Genomic DNA, 25937 nt, shown 5'->3' on the forward strand with positions numbered 1-25937 from the left:
TCGCCCCGGTGTGAGGGGGAGTGGCGGCGTGAGTGGGGTCGGGGACGGGCTGGGCAAGGTCGAGGTGAAGCTTCGATGGGATCCGAGCCCGTACGGGGAGCCGCCTCGGCATCTCGACATCATCGCCGCGACCTACTCGGTCGACGACCCGTACGGGCGGCCGGTGTATGTCGTGCACTACGAGAGCCGGTCGCCGGACGGCACGATCAACATGACCCGGCACAGCGAGACCGGCATGGGGTACGGGTTCGTCGAGGCCATGGTGCTGGAGTTCGACCGGGTGTCGCCCGCCTACGGGCGGGTGGTGGTCGGGGTGGCCATCCACCAGGACACCGGGCCTCGTCCGTTCGGCGAGATATTCAACGCCGGCGTGGTCGTCCTCGACGGATACCGGCCGCTGCTGTCCGACGACTTCGCGGGCGTCGCCGAGGCCACGGCCGCGACCGTCGCGGAGTTCACCCGGGACGCGTCCGGGGCGTGGCGCTTCCACGGGATGGTCCGGGGATACGACAGCGATCCCGTGCTCTTCGCCGCGGAGATGGGCGGGATGCGGCAGTGAGTGGGGTGGCCGGTGCGGACGCGGGCCGGTCGGGGGGCGGCAGAATGTCCGTATGACCGTTTACTGCGCTGTGCTGGACGACTACCAGGGCGCCGCCCTCGGCCTGGCGGACTGGAGTGGCCTCGACGGCCGGGTCGAGGTCCGCTCGCTCCGTGAACACCTCGCCGATCGGGACAAGTTGGCCGCCGAGCTCGCCGACTGCGAGATCGTCGTCGCGATGCGGGAGCGTACCCCCTTCGACGCCGACCTGTTGAGCCGGCTGCCCCGGTTGCGGCTGCTGGTGACCACCGGGATGCGCAACGCCTCCATCGACCTCGGCGCGGCGGCGGCCCAGGGGGTGACCGTGTGCGGTACGGCGAGCAGCTCGACCCCGCCCGTCGAGCTGACCTGGGCGCTGCTGCTCGGTCTCGCCCGGCGGATCACCGTGGAGAGCCGGGGGATGCGGGAAGGCGGGCCGTGGCAGTCGACGGTCGGGCAGGATCTCGCCGGGCGGACCCTGGGGCTGCTCGGACTCGGCAAGATCGGCACCCGGGTCGCCCGTGTCGCCGACGCCTTCGGCATGGAGGTCCTGGCATGGAGCCGGCACCTCACGGCCGAGCGGGCCACGGCGGAGGGGGTCCAACTCGCCCACAGCAAGGAGGACTTGCTACGCCGCAGCGACTTCGTCTCGGTCCACCTCGTCCTGTCCGACCGCACCCGCGGCCTCCTCGGCGAGCCGGAACTGCGTGCCATGCGCCCGCACGCCTTCCTGGTCAACACCTCCCGCTCCGCGATCGTCGACCGGGCGGCGCTACTGCGTGCCCTGCGTGAGGGCTGGATCGCCGGCGCCGGTCTCGACGTCTTCGACACCGAGCCCCTGCCCGCCGACGACCCCCTGCGCACCCTGCCGAACGTGCTGGCCACCCCGCACCTCGGCTATGTCACCGAGCACAACTACCGCACGTATTACCGGGAGGCGGTGGAGGACATCGCCGCGTTCCTGGACGGAAGCCCGGTGCGCACCCTGGTCTAGCGTCCCGGCGCCCGCCGTACGCCCGTCGCCGCCACCACCGCACCCAGCACGCACAGCGCGCCCGCGACCAGCACCGACGTGTGTACGCCGTTCATGAAGGCCTGGTGGCTGCCCTCGGCGACCGCCGACTTCAGCCGCGCCGGCATCTCCGCGGAGACGGGCGCGGCACCCATGGCCACCGCGTCCTTCGCCTCGGCCAGACCGGCCGCCGTGCCCGTGGGGACGCCGGCGGAGGTCAACTCATCGGTGAGGGTGGCGCCGACGCGGCTCGTGATGAGGGAGACCAGCACGGACGTACCGAGCGCGCCGCCGATCTGGAGGGCGGTCGCCTGTAGACCGCCCGCCACTCCACCGTCCTTCACGGGTGCGTTGCCGACGATCGCGTCGGAGGAGGACGCCATCACCATGCCGACGCCCAGGCCGAGGGCGATGAACGGCGGCCACATGGTGGTGTACGAGGAGTCCGCGCTCCAACTCAGCATGGTGAAGCAGGCGATGGCCTGGAGCGCCATGCCGAGCGGCATCGTCAGGCGCGGGCCGAAGCGGTCCGTGAGCGCGGCGCCCAGCGGGGAGGCCACGACCGAGGCCAGGCTCAGCGGCAGGGTGCGGACACCGGCCTCGACGGGGGAGAAGCCGCGCACGTTCTGGAGGTAGAGCATGACGAAGAAGATCACGCCGAGCAGCACGAAGAAGTTCAGTGCGGTGATGACCGCGCCGATCGTCAGCGCCGGGTTGCGGAACAGCCGCATCGGCAGGAGCGGGGAGGTCACCCGGGTCTCGTACCGGCCGAAGAGCACCAGGATCAGCACGCCCGCCGCGATGGCGCCCAGGGTGCCGCCCGAAGTCCAGCCCCACGTCTCGCCCTTGACGACGCCGAACACGACGGAGAGCAGGCCGACGGCGAGGAGAACGACGCCGGCGAGGTCGAACTTCTCGTCCGCGGCGGCCGTGTTGCGGCTCTGCGGCAGGACCGCCGCGCTGAAGACGATCGCCACGACCCCGATCGGCGCGTTGATGTAGAAGACCGACTCCCAGTCGACGTGCTGCACCAACAGGCCGCCGACTATGGGGCCGAGGGCCGTCGACACCGAGGAGACCATCGCCCAGATGCCGACCGCCATCCCGAACTTCCTCGGCGGGAACACCGCGCGCAGCATGCCCAGGGTGTTCGGCATCAGCAGCGCGCCGAAGAAGCCCTGGAACGCGCGGAAGACGATGACGCCGGTGATCGAGCCGGACAGGCCGATGGCGACGGACGCGGCGGTGAAGCCCGCGACACCGATCAGATAGAAGGTGCGGCGGCCGAAGCGGTCACCGAGCTTGCCGCCGAGGATCAGTGCGGCGGCAAGCGCCAGCAGATAGGAGTTGGTGACCCACTGGAGGTCGGCGGTGGAGGCGTTAAGGTCCCGGCCGATCTCCGGGTTGGCGATCGAGACGACCGAGCCGTCCAGGCCGACCATGAAGAGGCCGAAGGCGACGGCTATGAGGGTCAGCCAGGGGTTGGCACGCGGGCCGCGGGGTGTCGCGGTGGGGTCCGCAGGGGTGGTCAGGGTGGCGGAGGGCATGGCTGTGCCTGTCCTTCGTGAGGGCGTGAGTGATCAGCGGGCGTGGGTGTGGAGACGTCCGCTGAGCGACTCGAGTGCGCCCAACGCCGAGCCGAGGGCGTCCAGTTCGCCGTCGGTGAGGGCACGCAGGGCGCGCGCGAGATGGGCGCCCTTGAGCTGGTTGACCTCGGTGAGGCGCTGCCGGGAGGTCGGCGTGAGATGGAGGTGCGCGACCCGCTTGTCGGCGGGGTCCTGACGGCGCTCCAGAAGCCCCAGCTCGGTCATCTGCGTGACGAGCGCGCTCACGTTGTTCGGCTTCATCAGCAGGGCGTCCGCGGTCTCGCGTACGGTCACGCCCTCGTGCGCCTCGACATGGCGCAGCAGGGCCAGCTGGGCCTCGGGCGGCTTGGGGTGCGGGAAGTCCTGGCCGACCTGGCGGTCCAGGGCGCGGTGGAGAGCGGGCAGGCATGCCGCGAGGCCTGCGGCCACGCGGTCGATGTCCTGGCGCATGAGGCGAGGATAAGTATGTCGAGATACCTATGTCAACATAGGTAATTCGGCCCGGGTATGGCTGTGGGGCGACCCCTCAGGGCCGCCCCACGTCAAGCGATCAGGTCATCAGACCAGGTCGAAGCGGTCCGCGTTCGAGACCTTGACCCACGCCGCGACGAAGTCCTTCACGAACTTCTCCTTCGCGTCGTCGGCCGCGTACACCTCGGCCAGCGCCCGCAGCTCGGAGTTCGAGCCGAAGACCAGGTCGGCACGGGTGCCGGTCCACTTGACCTCGCCGGTGGCGTCGTCGCGGGACTCGAAGACCGTCTGGTCCTCGGAGACGGCGGTCCAGGTCTGGCCCAGGTCGAGCAGGTTGACGAAGAAGTCGTTCGTCAGCTTGCCCGGGGTCTTCGTGAGGACGCCGTGCGCGGTCTTCTGGTGGTTGGCGCCCAGGACGCGCAGACCGCCGACGAGGACGGTCAGCTCGGGAGCGCTCAGGCCCAGCAGGTTCGCCCTGTCCAGCAGCAGGAACTCGGCCGGCAGCCGGTTGCCCTTGCCGAGGTAGTTGCGGAAGCCGTCGGCGGTGGGCTCGAGCGCGGCGAAGGACTCCGCGTCCGTGTGCTCGTCCGTGGCGTCCACGCGACCCGGGGTGAAGGGCACCTCGATGTCGTGACCGGCGTCCTTGGCGGCCTTCTCGACACCGGCGGCACCGCCGAGGACGATCAGGTCGGCGATCGAGACCTTCTTGGCGCCGGTGTTGAACCCGGCCTGGATCCCTTCGAGGACGCGCAGCACCTGGGCCAGCTCGTCGGGCTCGTTGACCTCCCAGCCGGCCTGCGGCTGGAGGCGGATACGGGCGCCGTTGGCACCGCCGCGCTTGTCGCTGTTGCGGTACGTCGAGGCCGACGCCCACGCGGTGGACACCAGCTGCGCGACCGACAGACCGGACTCGAGCAGCTTGGCCTTGAGCGCCGCGACGTCGGCGGCGTCGATGGCCTCGCCCTCGGCCTCCGGCAGCGGGTCCTGCCACAGCAGGGTCTCCGCCGGGACCTCGGAGCCGAGGTACAGCGACTTCGGGCCCATGTCACGGTGGGTCAGCTTGAACCAGGCGCGGGCGAAGGCGTCCGCGAACTGGTCGGGGTTCTCGTAGAAGCGACGCGAGATCTGCTCGTAGACCGGGTCGAAGCGCAGCGACAGGTCGGTGGTGAGCATCGTCGGGAGCTTCTTCTTCGACGCGTCGTGGGCGTCGGGGATGATCGCCTCGGCGTTCTTGGCGACCCACTGGTGGGCGCCGGCCGGGCTCGCCGACAGCTCGTACTCGTACTCGAAGAGGTTCTTGAAGAACCCGTTGCTCCACTGGGTCGGCGTGGCGGTCCAGGTGACCTCCAGGCCGGAGGTGATCGCGTCGCCGCCCTTGCCGGTGCCGTAGGTGCTGGCCCAGCCGAGGCCCTGCGCCTCGATCGGGGCGGCCTCGGGGTCGGCGCCCACGTTGTCGGCCGGGCCGGCGCCGTGGGTCTTGCCGAAGGTGTGGCCACCGGCGATGAGGGCGACGGTCTCCTCGTCGTTCATCGCCATCCGGCGGAAGGTCTCACGGATGTCGCGCGCCGCGGCGATCGGGTCCGGGTTGCCGTTGGGGCCCTCGGGGTTGACGTAGATGAGGCCCATCTGGACGGCGCCGAGCGGGCTCTCCAGCTCGCGGTCGCCCGTGTAGCGCTGGTCGTCGAGCCAGACCTTCTCGGGACCCCAGTAGACGTCCTCCTCCGACTCCCAGACGTCCTCGCGGCCGCCGCCGAAGCCGAAGGTCTCGAAGCCCATGGACTCCAGGGCCACGTTGCCGGCGAGGATCATCAGGTCGGCCCAGGACAGGCTCTGGCCGTACTTCTTCTTCACCGGCCACAGCAGTCGGCGGGCCTTGTCCAGGTTGCCGTTGTCCGGCCAGCTGTTCAGCGGGGCGAAGCGCTGCTGGCCGGCGCCGGCGCCGCCACGGCCGTCGCTGATGCGGTAGGTGCCCGCGCTGTGCCAGGCCATCCGGATCATGAAGGGGCCGTAGTGACCGAAGTCGGCCGGCCACCAGTCCTTGGAGTCCGTCAGGACCTCGGCGATGTCCTGTTTCACGGCAGCCAGGTCCAGGGCCTGGAACGCCGCCGCGTAGTCGAACTCCTCGCCGAGCGGGTTCGCCACGGCGGGGTTCTTGGCCAGGATCTTCAGGTTGAGTCGCTCCGGCCACCACTGGCGGTTGCCACCGCCCTGGGTGGGGTGCAGGGCGCGGTCGTGCGCCACGGGGCACTTGCCCTCGGGGGCGGCGTTGCTCTCGGACATGGGGGAATCCTTCCGGACGGGGCGGATCGTTGGAGCTCAGGAACTGGGAGCTCAGGAAAACTCAAGAGCTCAGGAACTGCTGGTGGACGAGCAGGCGGGGCACAGGCCCCAGTAGATGACCTCGGCCTCGTCGACGGTGAAGCCGCGGTCGTCCGCTGCGGTCAGACAGGGGGCATGACCGACCGCGCAGTCGACGTCGACGACGACACCGCACGACCGGCACACCAGGTGATGGTGGTTGTCGCCGACACGACCCTCGAAGCGAGCGGGGCTGCCCGGCGGCTCGATACGGCGCACCAGCCCGGCCGTGGTCAGCGCGTGGAGGGCGTCGTACACGGCCTGAAGCGATATGTGACCGACCCGGTCGCGCACACCCTCGGCGATCATCTCGACGCCGAGGTGGTCCCCGGCGCGGACGGTCTCCAGCAGGGCGACCCGGGCGGCTGTCACCCGCAGGCCGGCACCGCGCAGCTCATCGGCGGGGGTCGGGGTCCGGGGTGCGGTCATGCGGACAACCTACCGCGCTAAACACGAATAGTTCAAGAAAAGGAATGCTCCCAGTTTGATGGCGCTCACGTTGACCGGAAGAGAACCCCTGGGGGTACAGGGGCGCGGGGGATCACCGCCGCAGCAACCGCGCCGCCCCGATCGCCGCACCGGCCACCGCCGCGCCGCTCCCCGCCAGCGCGAGCGCCTGGGCCCGGCGGCCCGGAGGCGTGGGGCGGGCGCCCGGGGCCACCCCGTACGCACTGCCGTGAGCGCTGCCGTCCGGCAGCCCCACCGCCAGCAGCTCCGCGAGGTGCACCGCCTCGTGGCCGCCGCTGTCGAACTCGGCGATCTGGGTGCGGCAGCTGAAACCGTCGGCGAGGATCACCGTCTCCGGGGTGGCCCCCCGCAGCCTCGGCAGCAGGACGCGCTCCGCGCAGGCCTCGCTGACGTCCAGGTGGCCCGGCTCGAAGCCGAAGTTTCCGGCCAGCCCGCAGCAGCCGGAGTCCAGCCGCTCGGCGTCGACACCGGCGCGGTGCAGGAGCTCGGCGTCGGCGTCCCAGCCGAGGACCGCGTGCTGATGGCAGTGCACCTGGGCCAGGGCGTGCGCGGACCGCTCCGGGACCTGCGGCGGCGCGTAGCCGGGGGAGTGCTCGGTGAGCAGCTCCGCCAACGTCACCGTCTTCTCGCGCAGCCGCCGTACGTCCCGGTCGCCGGGGAACAGGTCGCCCGCGTCGGAGCGGAACACCGCCGAACAGCTCGGCTCCAGCGCGACCACCAGCCCGCCGTCCCGCACATGCGGCGCGAGACGTCGTACGGTACGGCCCAACACCCTCTCGGCGACGCCGAGTTGCCCGGTGGAGATCCAGGTCAGCCCGCAGCACAGCGGCTCGGTGGGCAGCTCCACCCGCCAGCCCGCGTGCTCCAGCAGGGCCACGGCGGCCCGGCCGACATGCGGATGGAAGTGGTTGGTGAAGGTGTCGGGCCACAGCAGGACGCTCCCGCGCGCACCGTCGCCGTACGGCTCATGGCGGGCGAACCACTGCTGGAGCGTCTCCCCGGCGAACAGGGGGATCTCCCGGTTCTCCACCCCGGCGGCGGCCACGGCCGCCTTCGACAGGACCGGGGTGTGGGTGAGCGCGTTGACGGCCGGACCGAGCCGGGAGCGGCCCACGGCCTGCGCCACCAGCGGCAGCCACCCCATCGAGAGGTGCGCGCGTGGCCTGCGCCACCAGCGGCCCTCGTAGTGATGGGAGAGGAACTCCGCCTTGTACGTCGCCATGTCGACGTCGGCCGGACAGTCACTCTTGCAGCCCTTGCAGGCCAGACACAGATCGAGCGCGTCGTGCACCGCCCGCGAACGCCACCCGTCCTGGATCGCGCTGTCGCCATGACCGTCGAGCATCTCGAACAGCAGCCGGGCCCGGCCCCGCGTGGAGTGCTCCTCCTCCCGCGTGACCTGGTACGACGGGCACATCACCGAACCCTCGCTGTTCAGCTGACGGCATTTGCCCACGCCCACACAGCGGTTGGCGGCCTGGGCGAAGGAGCCGCCGTCGTCCGGGAACCGGAAATGCAGGTCCTTCGGGGCGTACGGGGCCCAGTCGGCGCCGAGCCTGAGGTTCTCGTCGAGGCGGTACGGTGCCACGACCTTCCCGGGGTTCATCCGGTCGAGCGGGTCGAAGGCGCCCTTCAACTCCTCGAACGCGGCGACCAGTCGCTCCCCGAACATGCGCGGCAGCAGCTCGCCCCGGCTCTGCCCGTCGCCGTGCTCACCGGAGAACGAGCCGCCGAACTCGACGACCAGATCGGCCGCCCGCTCCATGAACCGCCGGTACGCGGCCACCCCGTCGGCCGAGTACAGGTCGAAGGGGATCCGGGTGTGCACGCACCCCTGCCCGAAGTGGCCGTACAGGCTGGGCCCGGTGTCGCTGAGATACCCGAACTCGTCGTACAGGTGCCGCAGTCGGCGCAGATAGTCGCCGAGCCGCTCAGGCGGCACCGCCGAGTCCTCCCAGCCCTCGAAGGTGTCGGGCCGGCCCGGGATGTGCGCGGTGGCGCCGAGGCCGGCCTCGCGGACCTGCCACAACTCCGCCTCGTGGGACGGGTCGTCGAGGAAGGCGACCGTGGCGTCGTGCTCGGACTCGTGCAGCCCGTCCAGCATCCGGTGCGCGTGTTCGTCGGACTCATCGACCGTGTCACCGCCGAACTGCACCATCAAATAGGCTTTTCCGTCGGGGAGTTGGGCGCGCGCCTTGGGGTTGAGACGCTTGATCCGCTCGTCCCGGATCAGCCGTGAGTCGACGCCTTCGAGTGCGATGGGCTCGTACGGCAGGATCGCCGGCACGGCGTCCGCGGCCGTGTCGATGTCCGGGAAGCCGAGGACGACCAGCGTCTGTTCCTTCACCACCGGCACCAGCCTCAGCTCGGCACGCAGGACGGTCACCAGGGTCGACTCGCTGCCGACGAGCAGGCCGGCGACGTCGAAGCCGTGCTCGGGCAGGAGAGAGTCGAGGTTGTAGCCGGAGACACGGCGGGGGATGTCCGGGAAGCGGTGGCGGATCTCGTCGGCGTGGGTGTCACGGAGGGTGCGCAGGTGCCGGTAGAGGGTGGCGCGCAGGTCGCCCTGCCGCTCGATGGTGGCGTACTCCTCGTCGCTGGTCGGCCCGCACCAGAACCGGGTGCCGTCGTAGAGGAGCACCTCCAGGCGGGCGATGTTGTCCACGACCTTGCCGTACGCCTGGGCGGTGGCGCCGCAGGAGTTGTTGCCGATCATGCCGCCGAGCGTGCAGTTGGCGTGGGTGGCCGGTTCCGGGCCGAACCGCAGCCCCGTGGGGGCGAGTCGGCGGTTGAGGTCGTCCAGGACGATGCCGGGCTGGACGACGCAGGTACGGGCGTCGGGATCCACGGATTCGAGCCGGCCGCAGTACTTCGACCAGTCGATCACCACCGCGGTGTTGGTGCACTGACCGGCGAGGCTGGTGCCGCCGCCCCGGGAGAGGACGGGGGCGTCGTACTCCCGGGCGACCGCCACGGCCTCGGCCGCGGCCTCGGGGGTACGCGGCACGACCACGCCGATCGGCGTCTGCCGGAAGTTGGAGGCATCGGTGGAGTAGGCGGCACGGGACCCGGCATCGAAGCGGACCTCGCCGTCCACGCGGTGACGGAGAGCTGATTCCAGGGTGGGCATGGACGCCGGGTACCCAGGATGGGGCGGTCGGTTACGGCCCCTGCGGTTCGGCGCGGAAGGCGTCTCTACGCCTCCGGCGTGACCGGTTCTGTCGTCGTCTCCGGGATCAGCGCGCGCATCGCTTCGCACTGGGCCGGGCCCATGACGCGGGACAGGCCCTCCTTGACCGTCTCGGCGAGGGTGGTGGAGGCGTCCTTCAGGAGGCCTCTGGCCTTTTCGGTGAGGGCCACCTCGACGCCTCGTTTGTCGCCGCAGACGGACTGGCGGGTGACCAGGCCCGCGTGCTGGAGGCAGGCGATCTGGTAGGTGAGGCGGGTCTTGGGGCGGCCCAGGAGTTCGGCGACCCGGGTCATGCGCAGCGCCTCGCCGGGGTGCCCGGCCAGCAGGCACAGGATCAGGAACTCGTCGTGAGAGACGTCCAGCCGTTCCTTGACCACGGAGCGCAGCTCCTGCTCGACGGCCCCGGTCGCGGCCAGCATCAGCATCCAGGCGTGCAGTTCGGCGGGGAGCAGCCCGTCACCTGCGGAAGAGGGGCATGCGGAGTGGTCGGCCATGGGTTCCAGTGTATCCGTTGTTCAATTTTGGATTAGCGGCTACGGTGAACCCATCATCCAAATTTGGACTACAGCTTCGCAGGAGTGAGAACCATGACCGTCGCCGTCGAAACCGGGACCTGGCAGCTCGACACCGCCGCCACGACCGTCGGGATCAAGCACAGGACCATGTGGAACCTGGTCACCGTGAAGGGCACCTTCGGCGCCGTCAACGGTCAGGGCGAGGTACGGACCGACGGGTCGGCCGTGGGCACCCTGACCCTGGACGTGGCCTCCCTGGACACCAAGAACGCCAAGCGGGACACGCACCTGAAGTCGGCGGACTTCTTCGACGCCGACAACCACCCCGAGATCACCTTCGCGGTGCGCAGCGCCGAGCTGCGGGACGGCGACAAGGTGCACGTGATCGGTCAGCTGACCGTGCGCGGCATCAGCCGCCCGCAGTCCTTCACCGCCCGGCTCGTCGGCGCCGACGCCGACGCGGTCACCCTGGACGCCGAGTTCTCCGTGGACCGGGAGCACTTCGGCATGGGCTGGAACCAGCTGGGCATGATCCGCGGCCTGACCACGGTCACCGCGACGCTCCGGTTCACCCGGACGGCAGCCTGACGTAGGTGGTCGACAGGGTCTGCGGTACGGCCGTGAAGACCCGAAGACGCAGCTGCGCGCCGGCCCTGGGGATGACGTACCGCCCGCCGTACGACTCGGCGGGCGGCCCGAGTTCGTAGCTCGCCGTGGTGTGGGCCGGGAGGGACTTCGGGCCGCGCACGATCCGCCAGTACCGGCTCATGCCCTGGCCCGCGGTCAGCATGAAGTGGGGCGTGAGCGGGGTGCCGGACGTGTTGGTGACCGTGAGGGCGAGGCGGGACGCCTTGACCGGATGGGAGCGGTGCAGCGCGGTGATCGTCAGGTGGAGGGGTGGTTCACCCGTCGCGGCGAGGGTGGCCGCCAGGAGGGCCGGGGTGAGGGCCAGCGCGGCCGCGGCGACACGGATGCGACGGGTGCCCAGGCGTGGCTGCCACGCCCCCGCGAACTCCGACGCCGGTGCCGTGACCGCCGCGGCCAGCCACAGGGGCGTCATCATCAGGTAGTAGCCGTCCTGCGAGCGCGTCGCCAGAAAGAACGCGCACCAGGGCAGGACCGTCGCCGCGGGGCCGAGCCGGCGTACGAAGAGCACGAAGACCAGGAACAGGCCCGCCGCCAGCAGCAGGCTCGCGTGGGAGTACCAGTCGAGGCGGTCGCTGCCGTCCGTGAGGTACAGGGACACGTCCACCAGGCCCTGGCCGTGCAGCACCGCCCCCTGGGTGAGCGGCAGGGCGATGCCCTCCAGCCAGGCCTTCGGCTCGCTCACGACGAAGTACGTGTTGAGCAGGAGCCATACGGTGGCCGCGGTCCCGGTGAAGCGGAGCAGGAGCAGGGCCGCCGGGCGGGCCCCCAGTTCGCCCCTGCGTACGGCGTAGAGGCCGGCCAGCAGGAACGGGGCCAGGAACCACGGGAGTTGCTGTGCGGCGCAGGCCGCGCCGAGACACGCGGCGCGGGCCAGGCCGGACGCGCCCAGTCGGCCGCCCTTTCCGATGCGCGGCCAGCCGACGACCACGGGGACCAGCAGGGCCAGGCCCACGATCGCCGGGTAGCCGAGCCGGGCGTACTGGGGCAGCATGCCGAAGCCCAGGAAGACCATGGTCGCCGTCGGGCGCCAGGGGGCGGGCAGCATCCGCCACAGCAGTACCGCGCCGACGATCAGTGCGGCCGTGCTCACCGCCGTCGCCGGGGCGGCCCCGTGGCCCAGCCCGAGGAAGGGCACGGTCAGGAGCGGGGCCAGCGGGGGATAGCCGTAGGTGAGGTCGTAGGTGCCGGTGACCGTGGGGGTGAGGGCGACCGTCCGGCCGAACAGCCAGGGCCATGGCCTGCCGTACATCGGATGGCCCGCGGCCAGCTCCTTGGCCGCCTGTGTCGTCAGCTGGGCCTCGTCGCCGCCCTGGTGGAGCAGCGCCCAGGCGCACACCGTCAGCGTCACGGCCGTCAGCAGGATCAGCAGGTCGAGGCGGGCCAGGGAGCGGTGGCGGCGGACCGTCAGGGCCAGGACGCCGCACCCGAGGATCGAGGCGTAACAGACGGAGATGACCGCGGCCACCGCCACCCGGTGCGAGGCCGCCTGGGTCCAGACCGCGCGGGTGCCGATGAAGAGGCTGACGTCGGCCAGCAGGGTCAGGACGCGATGCCACTGCGCGGGCGGCCCCTGGGCCGGGGGTTCCGGGGCGGCGGACACCGCCGACTGCGTCCGCCGGCCGGGTGCCAACGGCGTCATGTCTGCCAAGTGCACGGCACAAAACCGTAGTCGGGCCCGGTGAGCGGGGTGGGTGACGGAGGTGAAGAGTCCGGTGTGAGACCGGTAAAAAAGTACGGTCAGTACACATCCCGTACATATCGCTTCGCCGTCGCCAGCTGCTTCACATACGCCGCCGCCTCGTCCTCGCTCAGACCGCCGTGCGTGACCGCGATGTCCCTGAGCGCCCGGTCCACGTCCTTCGCCATGCGGGAGGCGTCGCCGCAGACGTAGAAATGTGCGCCGTCCTGGAGCCAGCGCCACAGCTCGGGGCCGTGTTCGCGCATCCGGTCCTGGACGTAGACCTTCTGGCGCTGGTCGCGGGAGAAGGCGGTGTCGAGGCGGGCGAGGGTGCCCTCCGTGAGGAGTTCGGTCAGCTCGTCCTCGTAGTAGAAGTCGCTGGCGCGGTGCTGCTCGCCGAAGAACAGCCAGTTCGGTGCCCGGTGGCCGAGTGCGCGCCGCTCCTGGAGGAAGCCCACGAACGGGGCGACTCCGGTGCCGGGACCCACCATGACCATGGGGGTGGTCGCGTCGGCGGGCGGGCGGAAGTGCGGGGAGGACTGCACGAACACCGGCACCTCGGTGCCGGGGTCCGCGTCCGCGAGGAACGGCGAGCAGACCCCGCCGCGCGGCCTGCCGTGCAGGTTCTCGTACCGGACCACGGAGACGGTCAACGAGACCAGGTGCGGGTCGGCCAGCGGACTCGACGATATGGAGTACAGGCGGGGTTGGAGTTTCTTGAGGGCGGTCGCCCAGTCGGCCGCGCTCGCGCGGACCGGGTGCTCGGCGAGGACGTCGACCGCCTGCCGCCCCCAACTCCACTTGGCCAGGCCGTCCTTGTTGTCGGGACGGAGCAGTCGTCGCAACTCCCGGTCGTCGCGGGTGTGTTCGGCGACGAAACGAAGGAAGTCGGGGGTGATGCGGGTGATGTCGAGGTGGCGGTGCAGGGCCTCGGTGAAGGGCACCTCGTCGACTCCCGCCACGGACACGGCCGTTGAGCCGTCCACGCCGGTCGCCGCCAGCCATTCCTCCACCAGGGAGGGCGAGTTGACCGGGCGGACGCCGAGCGCGTCGCCCGCCTCGTAGGTCAGGGGCGTGCCGCTCGTGTCGAAGGTGAACCGCCGCACCTCCTTGCCCGCGCCGGGCCGGCTCAGCAGCCGGTTGCCGACGAGCCGGGCGGTGGTGGCAGCGGGCTTGGGGGCGCGCGCCTTCGGCTTCGGCGGCGCCTGTAGCGGTGCCTCGGTGTCGCCCAGCGCGGACAGCACCTGGTCCAGCCAGGCGTCCGCGGTCGGCTCGTAGTCCGGTTCGCAGTCCGTGCGCGGGGCGAGCCGGACCGCGCCCAGCTCGTCGAGGCGGGCGTCCAGGCGGCGGCCGTGGCCGCAGAAGTCGTCGTACGACGAGTCGCCGAACGCCAGCACCGAGTACCGGACCCCGTCCAGGCGCGGGGCCTGCTCGGCGGCCAGCAGCTCCCAGAAGCCGGAGCCGTTGTCCGGGGCGTCCCCGTCGCCGAAGGTGCTGGTGACCAGCAGCAGGTCGGCGCCCTTGGGGAGGGCGCCGGGGGCGGTGGCGTCCATGCCGAGCAGGCTCGCTCGATGGCCGCTCTCGGACAACCGGTCGGCGACCGCGCCGGCGAAGTCCTCCGCGTTGCCGGTCTGGGAGGCCCACAGCACGACGATCTCGCGGCCGGGGCGCTGCTGAGACACCGTGGCGGAACGCGAGTACATGCCGGCGAGGACGCCGTTCACCCACAGCGCGTGCTCCGGACTGAAGGGCGCGTTCGGCGGGAGCACGGGGACGCCCGGGGCGCCGGAGTCGATGCCCGCGAGGAAGCCGGTCAGGTAGAGCCGCTCCTGCGCGCTGAGGACGGGCGGCGGAGCGGGGGCGAGGCCGAAGGGGTCGGTGCCCGGGGTGACTGCGGTCGGGACGATGACCTCCGCGGGAACCGCGACCGTCGGCTCGTGGACCTTCGCCAGCGAGACCGCGCACACCTTGAACTCGGGCTGGAAGGAGATCGGGTCGACGGCGTCGCTGGTCACCGCGTTGACGCTCAGATACTCGCCGAACAGGTCGTTCCAGTGGAACGGCGCGAACACACACCCCGGCCGGACCCGGTCGGTGACCACCGCCGGCAGCACCGCCCGGCCGCGCCGCGAGGCCACCTCCACCCCGTCGCCGTCGACGATCCCGAGCGCCCGCGCGTCCTCGGGGTGCAGCTCCACGAACGGGCCTGGGTTCAGCTTGTTGAGCTTGGCGACCTTCCCGGTCTTGGTGAGCGTGTGCCACTGGTGCTGCACCCGCCCGGTGTTCAGCACGAAGGGAAAGTCGTCGTCCGGCAGCTCGGCGGGCGGCAGATGCGGCCGGGCGTGGAAGACGGCCCGGCCGGTCGGCGTCGGGAAGCGCAGGGTGCCGCCCTCGACGTACCGGATCGGATTGCGGGCGGGACCGTCCGCGGCGGCGGCCGGCCACTGCACGGGGGTGGAGCGCAGCCGCTCGTACGTCACCCCGCGCAGGTCCCAGCCCGTGACGGGGTTCCAGGCGCGGCGGATCTCCTCGAAGACGTCCTCGGCGCTGTCGTACGAGAAGCCCTTCTCGTACCCCATCGCGCGGGCGACGGCCGCGATGATCCGCCAGTCCGCCGTCGCCTCGCCGGGTGGGTCGGCGACGGGGGCGGTGAGGGTGAGGTTGCGCTCGCTGTTGACGAAGACGCCCTCGCCCTCGGTCCACATCGCGCCGGGCAGCACGACATCGGCGTAGGCGTTGGTCTCCGTGTCGCTGAACACGTCCTGCGCGACGACGAACTCGGCGGCCTCCAGGCCCTCGATGACGGTACGGCGGTTGGCGACCGAGGCGACCGGGTTGGTGCAGATGATCCAGCAGGCCTTGATCTCGCCGTCGGCCATCTTCTGGAACATCTCGATCGTGCCCTTGCCGACGCCGTCCTTGCGGACGGTGCCCGCAGGCAGCTCCCAGAGGTCCTCGACGAACGCGCGTTCGGCGTCGACCAGGACCGACCGCTGGCCGGGCAGGCCCGGGCCCATGTAGCCCATCTCCCGGCCGCCCATGGCGTTCGGCTGGCCGGTGAGGGAGAACGGGCCGGAGCCGGGGCGGCAGATGGCGCCGGTCGCGAGGTGCAGGTTGACCAGGGCATTGGTGTTCCAGGTGCCGTGCGTGGACTGGTTGAGGCCCATGGTCCACAGGCTCATCCACTCACCGGCCTCGCCGATCAGCCGCGCCGCCGTGCGCAGATCCTCCTCGGCCAGCCCCGTGAGCTCCGCGACGGCCGCCGGCGTGTAGTCGGCGAGGAACTCGGGCATCGCCTCCCAGCCCTCGGTGTGCGCCGCGATGAAGTCGGGGTCGGTGTGGCCGTTCGCGAGGAGGAGGTGGAGCAGGCCGTTGAGGAGGGCGAGATCGGTGCCCGGCTTGATCTGGAGGAACAGGTCGGCCTTGGCGGCCGTCGCGGTACGCCTCGGATCGACGACGATCAGCCGGGCGCCCGCCTTGACCCGCTCCATCATCCGCAGGAAGAGGATCGGGTGGCAGTCGGCCATGTTCGAGCCGATGACGAAGAACACATCGGCCCCTTCGAAGTCGTCGTACGACCCCGGGGGCCCGTCCGCGCCGAGCGACGTCTTGTAACCGGCCCCGGCGCTCGCCATGCACAGCCGGGAGTTCGACTCGATCTGGTTCGTGCGGACGAACCCCTTGGCGAGCTTGTTCGCCAGGTACTGGGCCTCCAGGCTCATCTGCCCGGAGACATAGAAGGCGACGGCGTCCGGGCCGTGCGTGTCGATGATCCGCCGCAGCCTGCGGGCCGTCTCGGCGACCGCGTCCGCCATCGGCGCGGGCACCGGCTCCTCGCCGCGGTCGTCCCTGACCAGCGCGGTGGTCAGCCGGCCGGGCGCGGCGAGCATCTCGGCCGTGGTGGCGCCCTTGGTGCACAGCCGCCCCGCGTTCGCCGGGTGCGCCTTGTCGCCGGTGGCCCTCAGGACGGTACGGCGGCCGTCGGATCCCCTCCCGATGTCCAGCACGATCCCGCAGCCCACTCCGCAGTAGGAGCAGACCGAGCGCACCTGGGACGTGGGGGTGGTGGGGGTCACACGCTGCTCTTTCCTGACGGCCGGCTCATGGTCGAGAGCGTACGAATCGCCCATTACGTCGATGTCACATGGCTTGATCATGAGGAGTTACGTCGGCCACACAGCGCTCGGTGGCCCGATGTGAGGGGGTGTGACGGTGGCGGTCCGTGTCGCTGTTGGGCCGAACGGGTGACTTGGCGTAAGAATTGGCTGGTGCAGGCAATGAAGGCGAGCGATTTCGGGGGGAGCCGGTGAACAGCCACGACGTCACCGATGAACAGTGGGAGGGGCTCGCCCAGGTCGTTCCCTTGCGTGGCCGGGACGCCTGGCCGTCCTCGGTGGGCCATCGGGCGATGCCGGAAGCGGTCACGGAGCGCAGGCGCCGGTTCGTCGTCCTCCGCGTCAATGTGTTCGGGGACGCCCGCGAGGTCGCCGAGACGCTGATGGCGGGCATACCGGTGCTGCTGGATCTGACCGGCGCGGAGGGAGACGTCGCCAAGCGGGTCCTCGACTTCAGCACGGGCGTGGTCTTCGGACTGAACAGCGGGATGCACCGGGTCGACCGCAATGTGTTCCTGCTGACGCCGCCCGGGACCGAGGTGAGCGGGTTGATGGAGGGGGCCGCGGGGGCTTCGGGGGTGTGAGCGGGGAGCGTGCGGGGGTCGCCAGGGGGCGTGCGGTCCCTCGATCGTAGGAAGGCTGTCCCGGAGGAACGGTTCGGCCGGTGGCGGAGTCCTACGGTCCGGATATGGCTGTGTCCTCAGTGTTGTCGACGTCGGCGGTCTCCGCCGAGCCCGTGGTGCCGTCGCAAGGGCGGCCCCGGGCCGCGGAAGCAGCTTCGGCGCCTCCCGCCCCCGCCGATCACCGTTCTCTCCGCCCCCACCTCACCGAACTGCGGCTGTCCGCGTTCGCCTCGCACCGAGGTGCGGCGTTCCCGCTCGGGCCGTTCACTCTGTTCTCCGGGCCCAGCGGCTGCGGCAAGACGAGCGCGCTGCGGGCGTACGAGGCGCTGGCCCGGCTCGGGGGCGGCGCCGAGCTCGGGGAGGTGTTCGTCGACCCGCACGCGTGCGTGCCGGAGCGGGCCCGGCCCGACGCCCAGCGGCGGCGCGGCTTCCGGATCGGCTGCACGGCCGAGGGGCCCGAGGGTCCGGTCCGGCTCGACGTCGCCGTCCAGGCCGAGCCCGACCTGCGGATCGTGGGGGAGCGGCTGACGTCCGGCGGCCTGGTCCTGCTGGAGACCGCCCTGCGCGACCCCGCGCGCCGCGCCGTGCAGGCCGCCTGGCACACCGCCGGGGCCACGCCGGTGACCCGTGCTCCGCTGCCGGACGACCGGCTCGGTACCGCGCTGCTCCCCTTACGCGTGGCGGGCAAGACCGACGGACAGCGTCGGGTGCTCGCCGCCGCCGAACAGATGGTGGTCGCCCTGCGGTCGGTGTTCGCCTGCGATCCGTGCCCCGACCGGATGCGGCTGCCCGTTCCCGTCGGCTCCGGGCGGCTGCTCGGCGGCTGCGACAACCTCGCCGACGTACTGGGGCGGACCCGCGCGGAATGCGGCCGACGGCACGCGCAGTTCGTCGCGGCCGTGCGCGCCGGGTGCGCGGGGCCGGTGGCGGACGTGCTGGCCGAGTCCCTCGGCGACGGGACGGTCCGGGCGGTGCTCGACCGCGGTGCCGGTCCGCGGACGGCGCTCGGGCGGCTGGGCGACGGCGAGTTGCGGTACATCGCGCTCGCCCTGGTGCTGTTCACCGGGCCGGGGGTGCTGGAGGTCGACCCCGCAGGTGAGGTGCCGGCGGCGATGCAGGCGCTGACGGTCCTCTCCGATGACGTCGACCGCCGACTGGACCCGCGCCAGCGCGGCGAACTGCTGCGGCTCGCGGCCCGGATGTGCGACCGGGGGCACATCCGGTTGCTGGGTACGACCACCGACGCGTCCTGGGCCGCGGGGACGGACGGGATCACGGTGGTACACCTGGAGCCGTGACAGAGCATCTCGATGTGGCGGGGCTTCAGCGCAGGCTGGCCGAGTTCGCGGCGGCGCGGAACTGGCAGCCGTACCACACGCCCAAGAACCTGGTCGCCGCGCTCAGCGTGGAGGCCTCCGAACTGGTGGAGATCTTCCAGTGGTTGACGCCGGAGGAGTCGGCGCGGGTCATGGACGACGCCGACTCCGCGCACCGGGTCACGGACGAGGTCGCCGATGTGCTCGCGTATCTGCTCCAGCTGTGCGAGGTGTTGGGGATCGACCCGCTGGCGGCGCTGGACGCGAAGATCGACCGGAACGAGCGGAGGTTTCCGGCGCCGTAGCACCCCCTTGTCCGCGGGGAGCGGTACGACTCCGGGGAGCCGTACGATCCGTTTTCACTCTCCGCAGTCGAAATCCGGTCTGAAATCGATTCGTTGTCCGCAGATTTCCGCCTTCCTCTGGCTTTTCGTCCCGTGGCCCTTCACTCTGGGTAGTGGACAACGGAGTTCGGGTGGACGGGGCAGCCATGGACGCGGTGCGGCTCATCGTGACGAGCAGGCGTGCCCTCGCGGGGAGCGGAGACGCGCCACAGGTCATGACCGAGGTCTGGCAGGCCCAAGCGCTGGCGCAGGCCATAGGAAGCAGACTCGCGGTCTACGGACCGCCCCAACTGCGCGGTGAGGCACTGGGGTTGACGGAGCTGGCGGGCCGGGGCTGCGGGGTCCTGGACCGCCCCGACCTCGACACCGCCGATCTGCGCGCCGCTCAGCTCACCGAACTCGGCGACGCCCGCCAGGCCCTGCTCTACCTGGGCGGCCTCCTCGGCGAGGTGGGCATCGCCCTGGTGGGCCTCGCCTGCTCGGCGGACGACGAGGGCACGTACTGGCAGTGCATGGAGGCCATCGACGCGGCGGACGAATCCAGGGACCGCGTCCGCGACATGCTGCGCAAGCTGGCGGAGAGCGATCCGGCGATACCGCAGCGGGAGGCGGGGTGAGGGGCGTTGGGCCCGGGGCGGCGACGCGGGGTGGAGCCGGGCGGCGGTGAGGGCGCTGTGTTTTCGAATCAACCGTGCGTGGGGGCGCTCCCTGCGCCCGCGATCACGCCCCTCAGCCCCCGCCGCGGCGCTACTTGGCCTCCGTCTCCTCCGCCCCCCGTCCCGCCGACTGGAGGTCGGCGTCCAGGGCGGAGAGGTCCGCGTTGAGGGCCGCCATCAGCTCCTCCATCTGCTGCAACAAGCCCTTCGGCCGGCCGGCTTCGCCACCTTGCTGCGGGACGGATTCTTCGGACATGACGGCCTCCTCGGCCCAGGCCCCCACGGGAGGCCGACACCTTGACGCCCGGCGCTGACCGGCCGGCGCGGGCGCCGGTCGGTCCGGCTCCGCCCCAGCAACGATCATCACCTTCGCCGGGTCACTGGCCCGGGCAGCCCCCGTGTGCCGCGTTGACGGATTTTCACCCGACCGGGGCGGCGCGGGGCCGGTGGGACCAGTGGGGTTGACCGGGGCCGGAGCGTGCAGGATGGAGGTATGGATCTTCGCATTTTCACCGAGCCCCAGCAGGGGGCGACCTACGACACCCTTCTCACCGTTGCCAAGGCCACCGAGGATCTCGGCTTCGACGCCTTCTTCCGCAGTGACCACTATCTGAAGATGGGGTCCGGCGACGGGCTTCCCGGGCCCACCGACGCCTGGATCACCCTCGCCGGGCTCGCCCGCGAGACCAAGCGCATCCGCCTCGGCACCCTGATGACCGCCGGCACCTTCCGGCTCCCCGGCGTTCTCGCCATCCAGGTCGCGCAGGTCGACCAGATGTCCGGCGGCCGGGTCGAACTCGGCCTCGGCGCGGGCTGGTTCGAGGAGGAGCACCAGGCGTACGGCATCCCGTTCCCGAAGGAGAAGTTCGGCCGCCTGGAGGAGCAGCTGGCCATCGTCACCGGCCTGTGGGAGACGAAGCTCGGCGACACCTTCGACTTCCACGGTACGTACTACGACCTGACCGGCTCCCCGGCCCTGCCCAAGCCCGCCCAGGCCAGGATCCCGGTCCTCGTCGGCGGCCACGGCCCGACCCGCACCCCCCGCCTCGCCGCGCAGTACGCCGACGAGTTCAACATGCCGTTCGCCTCCGTCGAGGACAGCGAGCGCCAGTTCGGCCGCGTCCGCGCCGCCGTCGAGGAAGCGGGCCGCGGCGCCGACAGCCTCGTCTACTCCAACGCCCTCGTCGTCTGCGTCGGCAAGGACGACCAGGAGGTCGCCCGCCGCGCCGCCGCGATCGGCCGCGAGGTGCCCGAGCTGAAGGCCAACGGCCTGGCGGGCACCCCGAGCGAGGTCGTCGACAAGATCGGCCGGTACCAGGAGGTCGGCTCGCAGCGCCTCTACCTCCAGCTCCTGGACCTCGACGACCTGGAGCACCTGGAGCTCATCTCCTCGCAGGTGCAGTCGCAGCTGGGCTGAGCCGCCGCAGGACCGTCCGGTGGAACAGGCCCTCCACCGGACGGTCCCGCGTCACGGCTTGCGGCCTGTCCCCACGTACAGCGGAATCTCCGTACCGCCCTGCCGTTCCCCGAGTTCGGGATGCCACTCGGCGGCCAGTACCACGCCGGGGTCGAGCAGTTCGAGGCCCGTGAAGAAGGCGGAGAACTCGGCGCGGGAGCGCACCTGGGCCGCGGTGCCGCCCTTGCGGTACACCTCCACCACCCGCTCCCAGGTCTCCGGATCGAAGTCACCGGTCGCGTGGGAGAGCGTCACGTAACTGCCCGGCGGCAGCGGGCGCAGCAGCCGGCGCAGGATCATCGCCGGTGTGTCCTCGTCCCCCACCAGGTGCAGCAGCGCCACCAGCGACAGCGCGATCGGCTGAGTGAAGTCCAGCGTCTCCCGCGCGGCGGCGATGATCTTCCCAGGCTCCCTCACATCGCCCTGGACGTACGCCGTCCGCCCCTCCGGCGTGCTGTGCAGCAGCGCCTCCGCGTGCCGCAGGACGATCGGGTCGTTGTCCGCGTACACCACCCGGGCCTCGGGAGCGATCCCCTGGACGATCTGGTGGAGGTTCGGGCGGGTCGGGATGCCGGTGCCGATGTCGAGGAACTGGCGCACACCCCGCTCGGCGAGCAGCCGGGACGCGCGGTGCATGAACGCGCGGTTGGTCTGCGCCATCGCGCTGACGGCGGGGAAGAGGGAGGTCACCTGCTCGGCCGCGGCCACGTCGACGGGATAGTTGTCCTTGCCGCCGAGGAAGTGGTCGTACATACGCGCCGAGTGGGGCCTGCTCGTGTCGATGGGGTGAGCGCCCGATCCGGTGTCCGTCACGTGGGGCCTCCAGGCGAATAATTCCCGAGTGCTGCCGATGTCCGGTCTGTACGGTGTGCATATCAGCAGTTCAGACCCTACTTGAGGCACGCCCGTGTTCCTTTCGATCACCACCACCGGCACCCCGGAACGCCCCGCCACCGACCTCGGCTACCTGCTCCACAAGCATCCCGGGAAGGCGCAGGCGTTCTCCACCTCCTACGGCAGGGCCCATGTCCTCTACCCCGAGGCGCGGCCCGAACGCTGCACGGCGGCCCTGCTGCTGGAGGTCGACGCGGTGGCGCTGGTCCGGAAGGGAAAGAGCAAGGGCCGCGGCGGCGCGCCCGACGCCGCGCTCGCGCAGTACGTCAACGACCGTCCGTACGCGGCCTCTTCGCTGCTCGCCGTGGCGCTCAGCGGTGTCTTCTCCAGCGCCATGCGCGGTGTGTGCAACGCCCGTCCCGAGCGGGCCGCGCTGCCGCTGCCGCTGCGCGTCGAGGTACCCGCGCTGCCGGCCAGAGGCGGTCCGGGGCTCGTACGACAGCTCTTCGAACCGCTCGGCTGGACGGTCACCGTCGAACCCGTCGCGCTGGACGCCCAGTTCCCCGAGTGGGGCGACTCGCGGTATGTGCGGCTCGAACTGGAGTCCGGCACGCTGACCCTCGCGCAGGCGCTGCGGCATCTGTACGTCCTTCTCCCCGTCCTCGACGACGCCAAGCACTACTGGGTCTCCGAGGACGAGGTCGACAAGCTGTTGCGCGCCGGTGAGGGCTGGCTGTCCGAGCACCCGGAGCAGAAGCTCATCACCAGCCGCTACCTCTCGCGGCGCTGGTCGCTGACCCGCCAGGCCATGGAGCGGCTGGAACTGGTGCGCCTCGCCGAGGCCGACGACAGCGAGGTCGAGGAGATCGACAACGCCGTCGAGGCCGAGACCGAGGAGGAGGCGAAGCCGACGCCGCTCGCCGTGCAGCGACGGGACGCGATCATCGCCGCGCTCCAGGCGTCCGGTGCCGCGCGGGTGCTCGATCTCGGGTGCGGACAGGGGCAGTTGGTGCAGGCGCTGCTCAAGGACCCGCGGTTCACCGAGATCGTCGGAGTCGACGTGTCGGTGCGCGCGCTCACCATCGCCTCCCGGCGGCTGAAGCTGGACCGCGTGGGGGAGCGGCAGGCCTCGCGCGTCCAGCTCGTCCAGGGTTCGCTGGCCTACACCGACAAGCGGCTCAAGGGCTACGACGCCGCCGTGCTCAGCGAGGTCATCGAGCACCTCGACCTGCCGCGGCTGCCCGCCCTGGAGTACGCCGTGTTCGGCGCCGCGCGCCCGAAGACCGTCCTCGTGACGACCCCGAACGTCGAGTACAACGTCCGCTGGGAGTCCCTCCCGGCCGGCCATGTCCGGCACGGCGACCACCGCTTCGAGTGGACGCGGGAGGAGTTCCGGGCCTGGGCCGCGGCGGTGGCCGAACGGCACGGGTACGAGGTGGAGTTCGTGCCGGTCGGGCCGGACGACCCCGAGGTGGGCCCGCCCACCCAGATGGCTGCGTTCACCGTACGCAAGGAGAAGGAGGCGAAGGCCGCATGACCGAGGCCCAGACCCAGGGACGGGTCCTGCCCGTCACCGATCTCTCCCTCGTCGTCCTCGTCGGTGCGTCCGGCTCCGGCAAGTCGACCTTCGCCCGCAGGCACTTCAAGCCCACCGAGGTGATCTCCTCCGACTTCTGCCGCGGCCTGGTCTCCGACGACGAGAACGACCAGAGCGCGACGAAGGACGCCTTCGACGTGCTCCACTACATCGCCGGCAAGCGGCTCGCCGCCGGCCGCCGTACGGTCGTGGATGCCACCAGCGTGCAGTCGGACGCCCGCAAGCAGCTGATCGACCTGGCCAAGCGGCACGACGTGCTGCCCATCGCCATCGTGCTGGACGTGCCGGAGGAGGTGTGCGCCGAGCGCAACGCGGGCCGCACCGACCGGGCCGACATGCCGGTGCGGGTCATCAAGCGACACATCCGCGAACTCCGGCGCTCTCTGCGGCACTTGGAGCGCGAGGGCTTCCGCAAGGTGCACGTCCTGCGCGGCGTCGAGGACATCGAGCACGCCACCGTCGTCACCGAGAAGCGGTTCAACGACCTGACCCACCTCACCGGCCCCTTCGACATCGTCGGCGACATCCATGGCTGCGCGAGCGAACTGGAGTCGCTGCTCGGCAAGTTGGGCTACGCCGACGGAGTGCACCCGCAGGGCCGCACCGCGGTCTTCGTCGGCGACCTCGTCGACCGCGGCCCGGACAGCCCGGGTGTGCTGCGCCGGGTGATGTCGATGGTGAAGTCGGGCAACGCCCTGTGCGTGCCCGGCAACCACGAGAACAAGTACGGGCGTTATCTGAAGGGCCGCAACGTCCAGCACACCCACGGACTCGCCGAGACCATCGGCCAGATGGAGAGCGAGTCGGACGAGTTCCGTGCCGAGGTACGGGAGTTCATCGACGGCCTCGTCAGCCACTACGTCCTCGACGGCGGCCGGCTGGTGGTCTGCCACGCCGGTCTGCCGGAGAAGTACCACGGCCGTACGTCGGGACGGGTGCGTTCGCACGCCCTGTACGGCGACACCACCGGGGAGACCGACGAGTTCGGGCTGCCGGTGCGCTACCCGTGGGCGGAGGACTACCGGGGCCGGGCCGCGGTCGTCTACGGCCACACCCCGGTGCCGGAGGCCGGCTGGCTCAACAACACCATCTGCCTGGACACCGGCGCCGTCTTCGGCGGCAAGCTGACCGCGCTGCGCTGGCCGGAGCGCGAGCTGGTCGACGTACCGGCGGAGAAGGTCTGGTACGAGCCGACCAAGCCGCTGAGGTCGGAGGCGCCGGGTGGGCACGACGGACGGCCGCTGGACCTGGCGGACGTGCACGGACGGCGGGTCGTCGAGACCCGGCACCAGGGGCGGGTCGCGATCCGCGAGGAGAACGGGGCGGCGGCGCTTGAGGTCATGAGCCGGTTCGCGGTGGACCCGCGGCTGCTTCCGTACCTCCCGCCGACCATGGCCCCGACGGCGACCAGCCACCTCGACGGCTATCTGGAGCACCCGGCCGAGGCGTTCAGGCAGTACGCCGAGGACGGCGTCGCGCGGGTCGTGTGCGAGGAGAAGCACATGGGGTCGCGGGCGGTGGCGCTGGTGTGCCGGGACGCGGAGGCGGCGCGCAAGCGCTTCGGCGTGGACGGCCCGACGGGCTCGCTGTACACCCGCACCGGGCGTCCGTTCTTCGACGACGAGTCGGTGACCGAGGAGATCCTCGGGCGGGTGCGGGCGGCAGTCGACGAGGCCGGTCTGTGGTCCGAACTCGACACCGACTGGCTTCTGTTGGACGCCGAGCTGATGCCGTGGTCGCTGAAGGCGTCGGGGCTGCTGCGCTCGCAGTACGCCGCGGTCGGCGCCGCCTCCGGGGCGGTGTTCCCGGGTGTGGTCGCCGCCCTTGAGGGCGCTGCGGCCCGGGGCGTCGAGGTCGGCGAACTGCTGGACCGGCAGCGCGCGAGGGCCTCGGACGCGGCCGCGTTCACGGAGGCGTACCGCCGCTACTGCTGGACCACGGACGGCCTGGACGGCGTCCGCCTGGCACCGTTCCAGATCCTCGCGGTCCAGGGCCGCAGCCTCACCGGCCTCCCGCACGACGAGCAGCTCGCCCTGCTGGACCGGCTGGTGGAGCACGACGGCACGGGTCTGCTCCAGACCACCCGACGCCTGTACGTCGACACGGCCGACCCCGAGTCGGTCCGGGCGGGCGTCGACTGGTGGCTGGAGATGACCGGCCGCGGCGGCGAGGGCATGGTCGTCAAGCCGCTGGGTGCCGTGGTGCGCAGCGAGGAGGGGCGGCTGGTGCAGCCCGGCATCAAGTGCCGGGGCCGGGAGTACCTGCGGATCATCTACGGCCCGGAGTACACCCGGCCGGAGAACCTCGCCCGGCTGCGGGGACGCTTCCTGAACCACAAGCGCTCGCTCGCGATCCGCGAGTACGCGCTCGGCCTGGAGGCCCTTGACAGGCTGGCCGAGGGCGAGCCGCTGTGGCGGGTGCACGAGGCGGTGTTCGGGGTGCTGGCCCTGGAGTCGGAGCCGGTCGACCCGCGGCTGTGACGGGCGGGGCGGC

20 protein-coding genes are annotated in these 25937 nt (G+C 71.4%); 10 read left to right on the forward strand and 10 right to left on the reverse strand.

Annotation, left to right across the window (positions count from 1 at the left end; translation table 11 throughout):
• The first annotated feature begins 28 nt into the window (after positions 1 to 28).
• On the forward strand, positions 29 to 559 hold the full coding sequence (locus ACIHIX_RS06135) for a TerD family protein (RefSeq protein WP_399950438.1): 531 nt from the start codon (positions 29 to 31) through the stop codon (positions 557 to 559).
• 52 nt (positions 560 to 611) lie between these two features.
• Entirely contained in the window at positions 612 to 1571 is a 960-nt protein-coding gene (locus ACIHIX_RS06140; RefSeq protein WP_399950440.1) for a D-2-hydroxyacid dehydrogenase family protein, read from the forward strand.
• Here the strand turns inward: ACIHIX_RS06140 and ACIHIX_RS06145 are convergent.
• The 6 genes from ACIHIX_RS06145 to ACIHIX_RS06170 form a co-directional block, all read right to left on the reverse strand.
• Positions 1568 to 3136, reverse strand: a complete 1569-nt coding sequence (locus ACIHIX_RS06145) for a DHA2 family efflux MFS transporter permease subunit (RefSeq protein ID WP_399950443.1) — start codon at positions 3134 to 3136, stop codon at positions 1568 to 1570. The two genes, ACIHIX_RS06140 and ACIHIX_RS06145, sit on opposite strands and share 4 nt — an antisense overlap.
• Before the next feature lie 33 nt (positions 3137 to 3169).
• Positions 3170 to 3625 carry a MarR family winged helix-turn-helix transcriptional regulator gene (locus ACIHIX_RS06150; protein ID WP_399950446.1) on the reverse strand — a complete coding sequence of 152 codons (456 nt, stop codon included), beginning with the start codon at positions 3623 to 3625 and terminating at the stop codon, positions 3170 to 3172.
• 108 nt (positions 3626 to 3733) lie between these two features.
• Positions 3734 to 5926 (reverse strand): catalase/peroxidase HPI, encoded by a 2193-nt coding sequence (katG, locus tag ACIHIX_RS06155; RefSeq protein ID WP_399950449.1) that lies wholly within the window; start codon positions 5924 to 5926, stop codon positions 3734 to 3736.
• Between the two features lie 69 nt (positions 5927 to 5995).
• Positions 5996 to 6433 (reverse strand): Fur family transcriptional regulator, encoded by a 438-nt coding sequence (locus ACIHIX_RS06160; RefSeq protein ID WP_329333732.1) that lies wholly within the window; start codon positions 6431 to 6433, stop codon positions 5996 to 5998.
• A 112-nt stretch (positions 6434 to 6545) separates the two neighbouring features.
• A complete protein-coding gene (locus tag ACIHIX_RS06165; protein ID WP_399950452.1) occupies positions 6546 to 9602 on the reverse strand; it encodes an FAD-binding and (Fe-S)-binding domain-containing protein in 3057 nt (1018 codons plus the stop codon).
• A 65-nt stretch (positions 9603 to 9667) separates the two neighbouring features.
• Positions 9668 to 10156, reverse strand: a complete 489-nt coding sequence (locus ACIHIX_RS06170) for a MarR family winged helix-turn-helix transcriptional regulator (RefSeq protein ID WP_399950454.1) — start codon at positions 10154 to 10156, stop codon at positions 9668 to 9670.
• A gap of 93 nt (positions 10157 to 10249) precedes the next feature.
• Here ACIHIX_RS06170 and ACIHIX_RS06175 point away from each other — a divergent pair, with 93 nt between their 5' ends.
• Positions 10250 to 10765, forward strand: a complete 516-nt coding sequence (locus ACIHIX_RS06175) for a YceI family protein (RefSeq protein WP_399950457.1) — start codon at positions 10250 to 10252, stop codon at positions 10763 to 10765.
• On the opposite strand, the gene ACIHIX_RS06180 is transcribed toward ACIHIX_RS06175, so the two are convergent.
• Both ACIHIX_RS06180 and ACIHIX_RS06185 read right to left on the reverse strand, forming a co-directional pair.
• The gene (locus tag ACIHIX_RS06180) at positions 10746 to 12464 is read right to left on the reverse strand and encodes a hypothetical protein (RefSeq protein WP_399951909.1); all 1719 of its coding nucleotides are present in this window, start codon (positions 12462 to 12464) and stop codon (positions 10746 to 10748) included. The two genes, ACIHIX_RS06175 and ACIHIX_RS06180, sit on opposite strands and share 20 nt — an antisense overlap.
• A gap of 98 nt (positions 12465 to 12562) precedes the next feature.
• Positions 12563 to 16579, reverse strand: a complete 4017-nt coding sequence (locus tag ACIHIX_RS06185) for a molybdopterin-dependent oxidoreductase (protein ID WP_399950460.1) — start codon at positions 16577 to 16579, stop codon at positions 12563 to 12565.
• A 230-nt stretch (positions 16580 to 16809) separates the two neighbouring features.
• Between ACIHIX_RS06185 and ACIHIX_RS06190 the strand changes: the two genes are divergently transcribed.
• From ACIHIX_RS06190 to ACIHIX_RS06205, 4 genes are all read left to right on the forward strand, one after another.
• A complete protein-coding gene (locus ACIHIX_RS06190; RefSeq protein ID WP_399950463.1) occupies positions 16810 to 17202 on the forward strand; it encodes a cell division protein SepF in 393 nt (130 codons plus the stop codon).
• 104 nt (positions 17203 to 17306) lie between these two features.
• The gene (locus ACIHIX_RS06195) at positions 17307 to 18539 is read left to right on the forward strand and encodes an ATP-binding protein (RefSeq protein WP_399950466.1); all 1233 of its coding nucleotides are present in this window, start codon (positions 17307 to 17309) and stop codon (positions 18537 to 18539) included.
• Positions 18536 to 18862: a nucleotide pyrophosphohydrolase gene (locus ACIHIX_RS06200; RefSeq protein WP_329333723.1), complete on the forward strand. Its 327-nt coding sequence runs from the start codon at positions 18536 to 18538 to the stop codon at positions 18860 to 18862. Before ACIHIX_RS06195 ends, ACIHIX_RS06200 begins: the two co-directional genes overlap by 4 nt.
• 185 nt (positions 18863 to 19047) lie before the next feature.
• Positions 19048 to 19518 (forward strand): DUF6099 family protein, encoded by a 471-nt coding sequence (locus ACIHIX_RS06205; protein WP_399951912.1) that lies wholly within the window; start codon positions 19048 to 19050, stop codon positions 19516 to 19518.
• Between the two features lie 130 nt (positions 19519 to 19648).
• On the opposite strand, the gene ACIHIX_RS06210 is transcribed toward ACIHIX_RS06205, so the two are convergent.
• Positions 19649 to 19813 (reverse strand): hypothetical protein, encoded by a 165-nt coding sequence (locus tag ACIHIX_RS06210; protein ID WP_165951269.1) that lies wholly within the window; start codon positions 19811 to 19813, stop codon positions 19649 to 19651.
• A 237-nt stretch (positions 19814 to 20050) separates the two neighbouring features.
• Here ACIHIX_RS06210 and ACIHIX_RS06215 point away from each other — a divergent pair, with 237 nt between their 5' ends.
• Positions 20051 to 20974, forward strand: coding sequence for an LLM class F420-dependent oxidoreductase (locus ACIHIX_RS06215; protein WP_399950470.1), 924 nt, complete (start codon positions 20051 to 20053; stop codon positions 20972 to 20974).
• Positions 20975 to 21025: 51 nt separating this feature from the next.
• Here ACIHIX_RS06215 and ACIHIX_RS06220 read toward each other — a convergent pair whose 3' ends face one another.
• Positions 21026 to 21826: an SAM-dependent methyltransferase gene (locus ACIHIX_RS06220; RefSeq protein WP_399950473.1), complete on the reverse strand. Its 801-nt coding sequence runs from the start codon at positions 21824 to 21826 to the stop codon at positions 21026 to 21028.
• A gap of 94 nt (positions 21827 to 21920) precedes the next feature.
• Here ACIHIX_RS06220 and ACIHIX_RS06225 point away from each other — a divergent pair, with 94 nt between their 5' ends.
• Together ACIHIX_RS06225 and ACIHIX_RS06230 are read left to right on the forward strand one after the other, a co-directional pair.
• Positions 21921 to 23384, forward strand: a complete 1464-nt coding sequence (locus ACIHIX_RS06225; RefSeq protein ID WP_399950476.1) for a 3' terminal RNA ribose 2'-O-methyltransferase Hen1 — start codon at positions 21921 to 21923, stop codon at positions 23382 to 23384.
• The gene (locus ACIHIX_RS06230; protein WP_399950479.1) at positions 23381 to 25924 is read left to right on the forward strand and encodes a polynucleotide kinase-phosphatase; all 2544 of its coding nucleotides are present in this window, start codon (positions 23381 to 23383) and stop codon (positions 25922 to 25924) included. The genes ACIHIX_RS06225 and ACIHIX_RS06230 overlap by 4 nt, the downstream gene beginning before the upstream one ends.
• The last annotated feature ends 13 nt before the right edge of the window (positions 25925 to 25937 follow it).

The organism is Streptomyces sp. NPDC051913 (assembly GCF_044593635.1).
Lineage (GTDB): Bacteria > Actinomycetota > Actinomycetes > Streptomycetales > Streptomycetaceae > Streptomyces.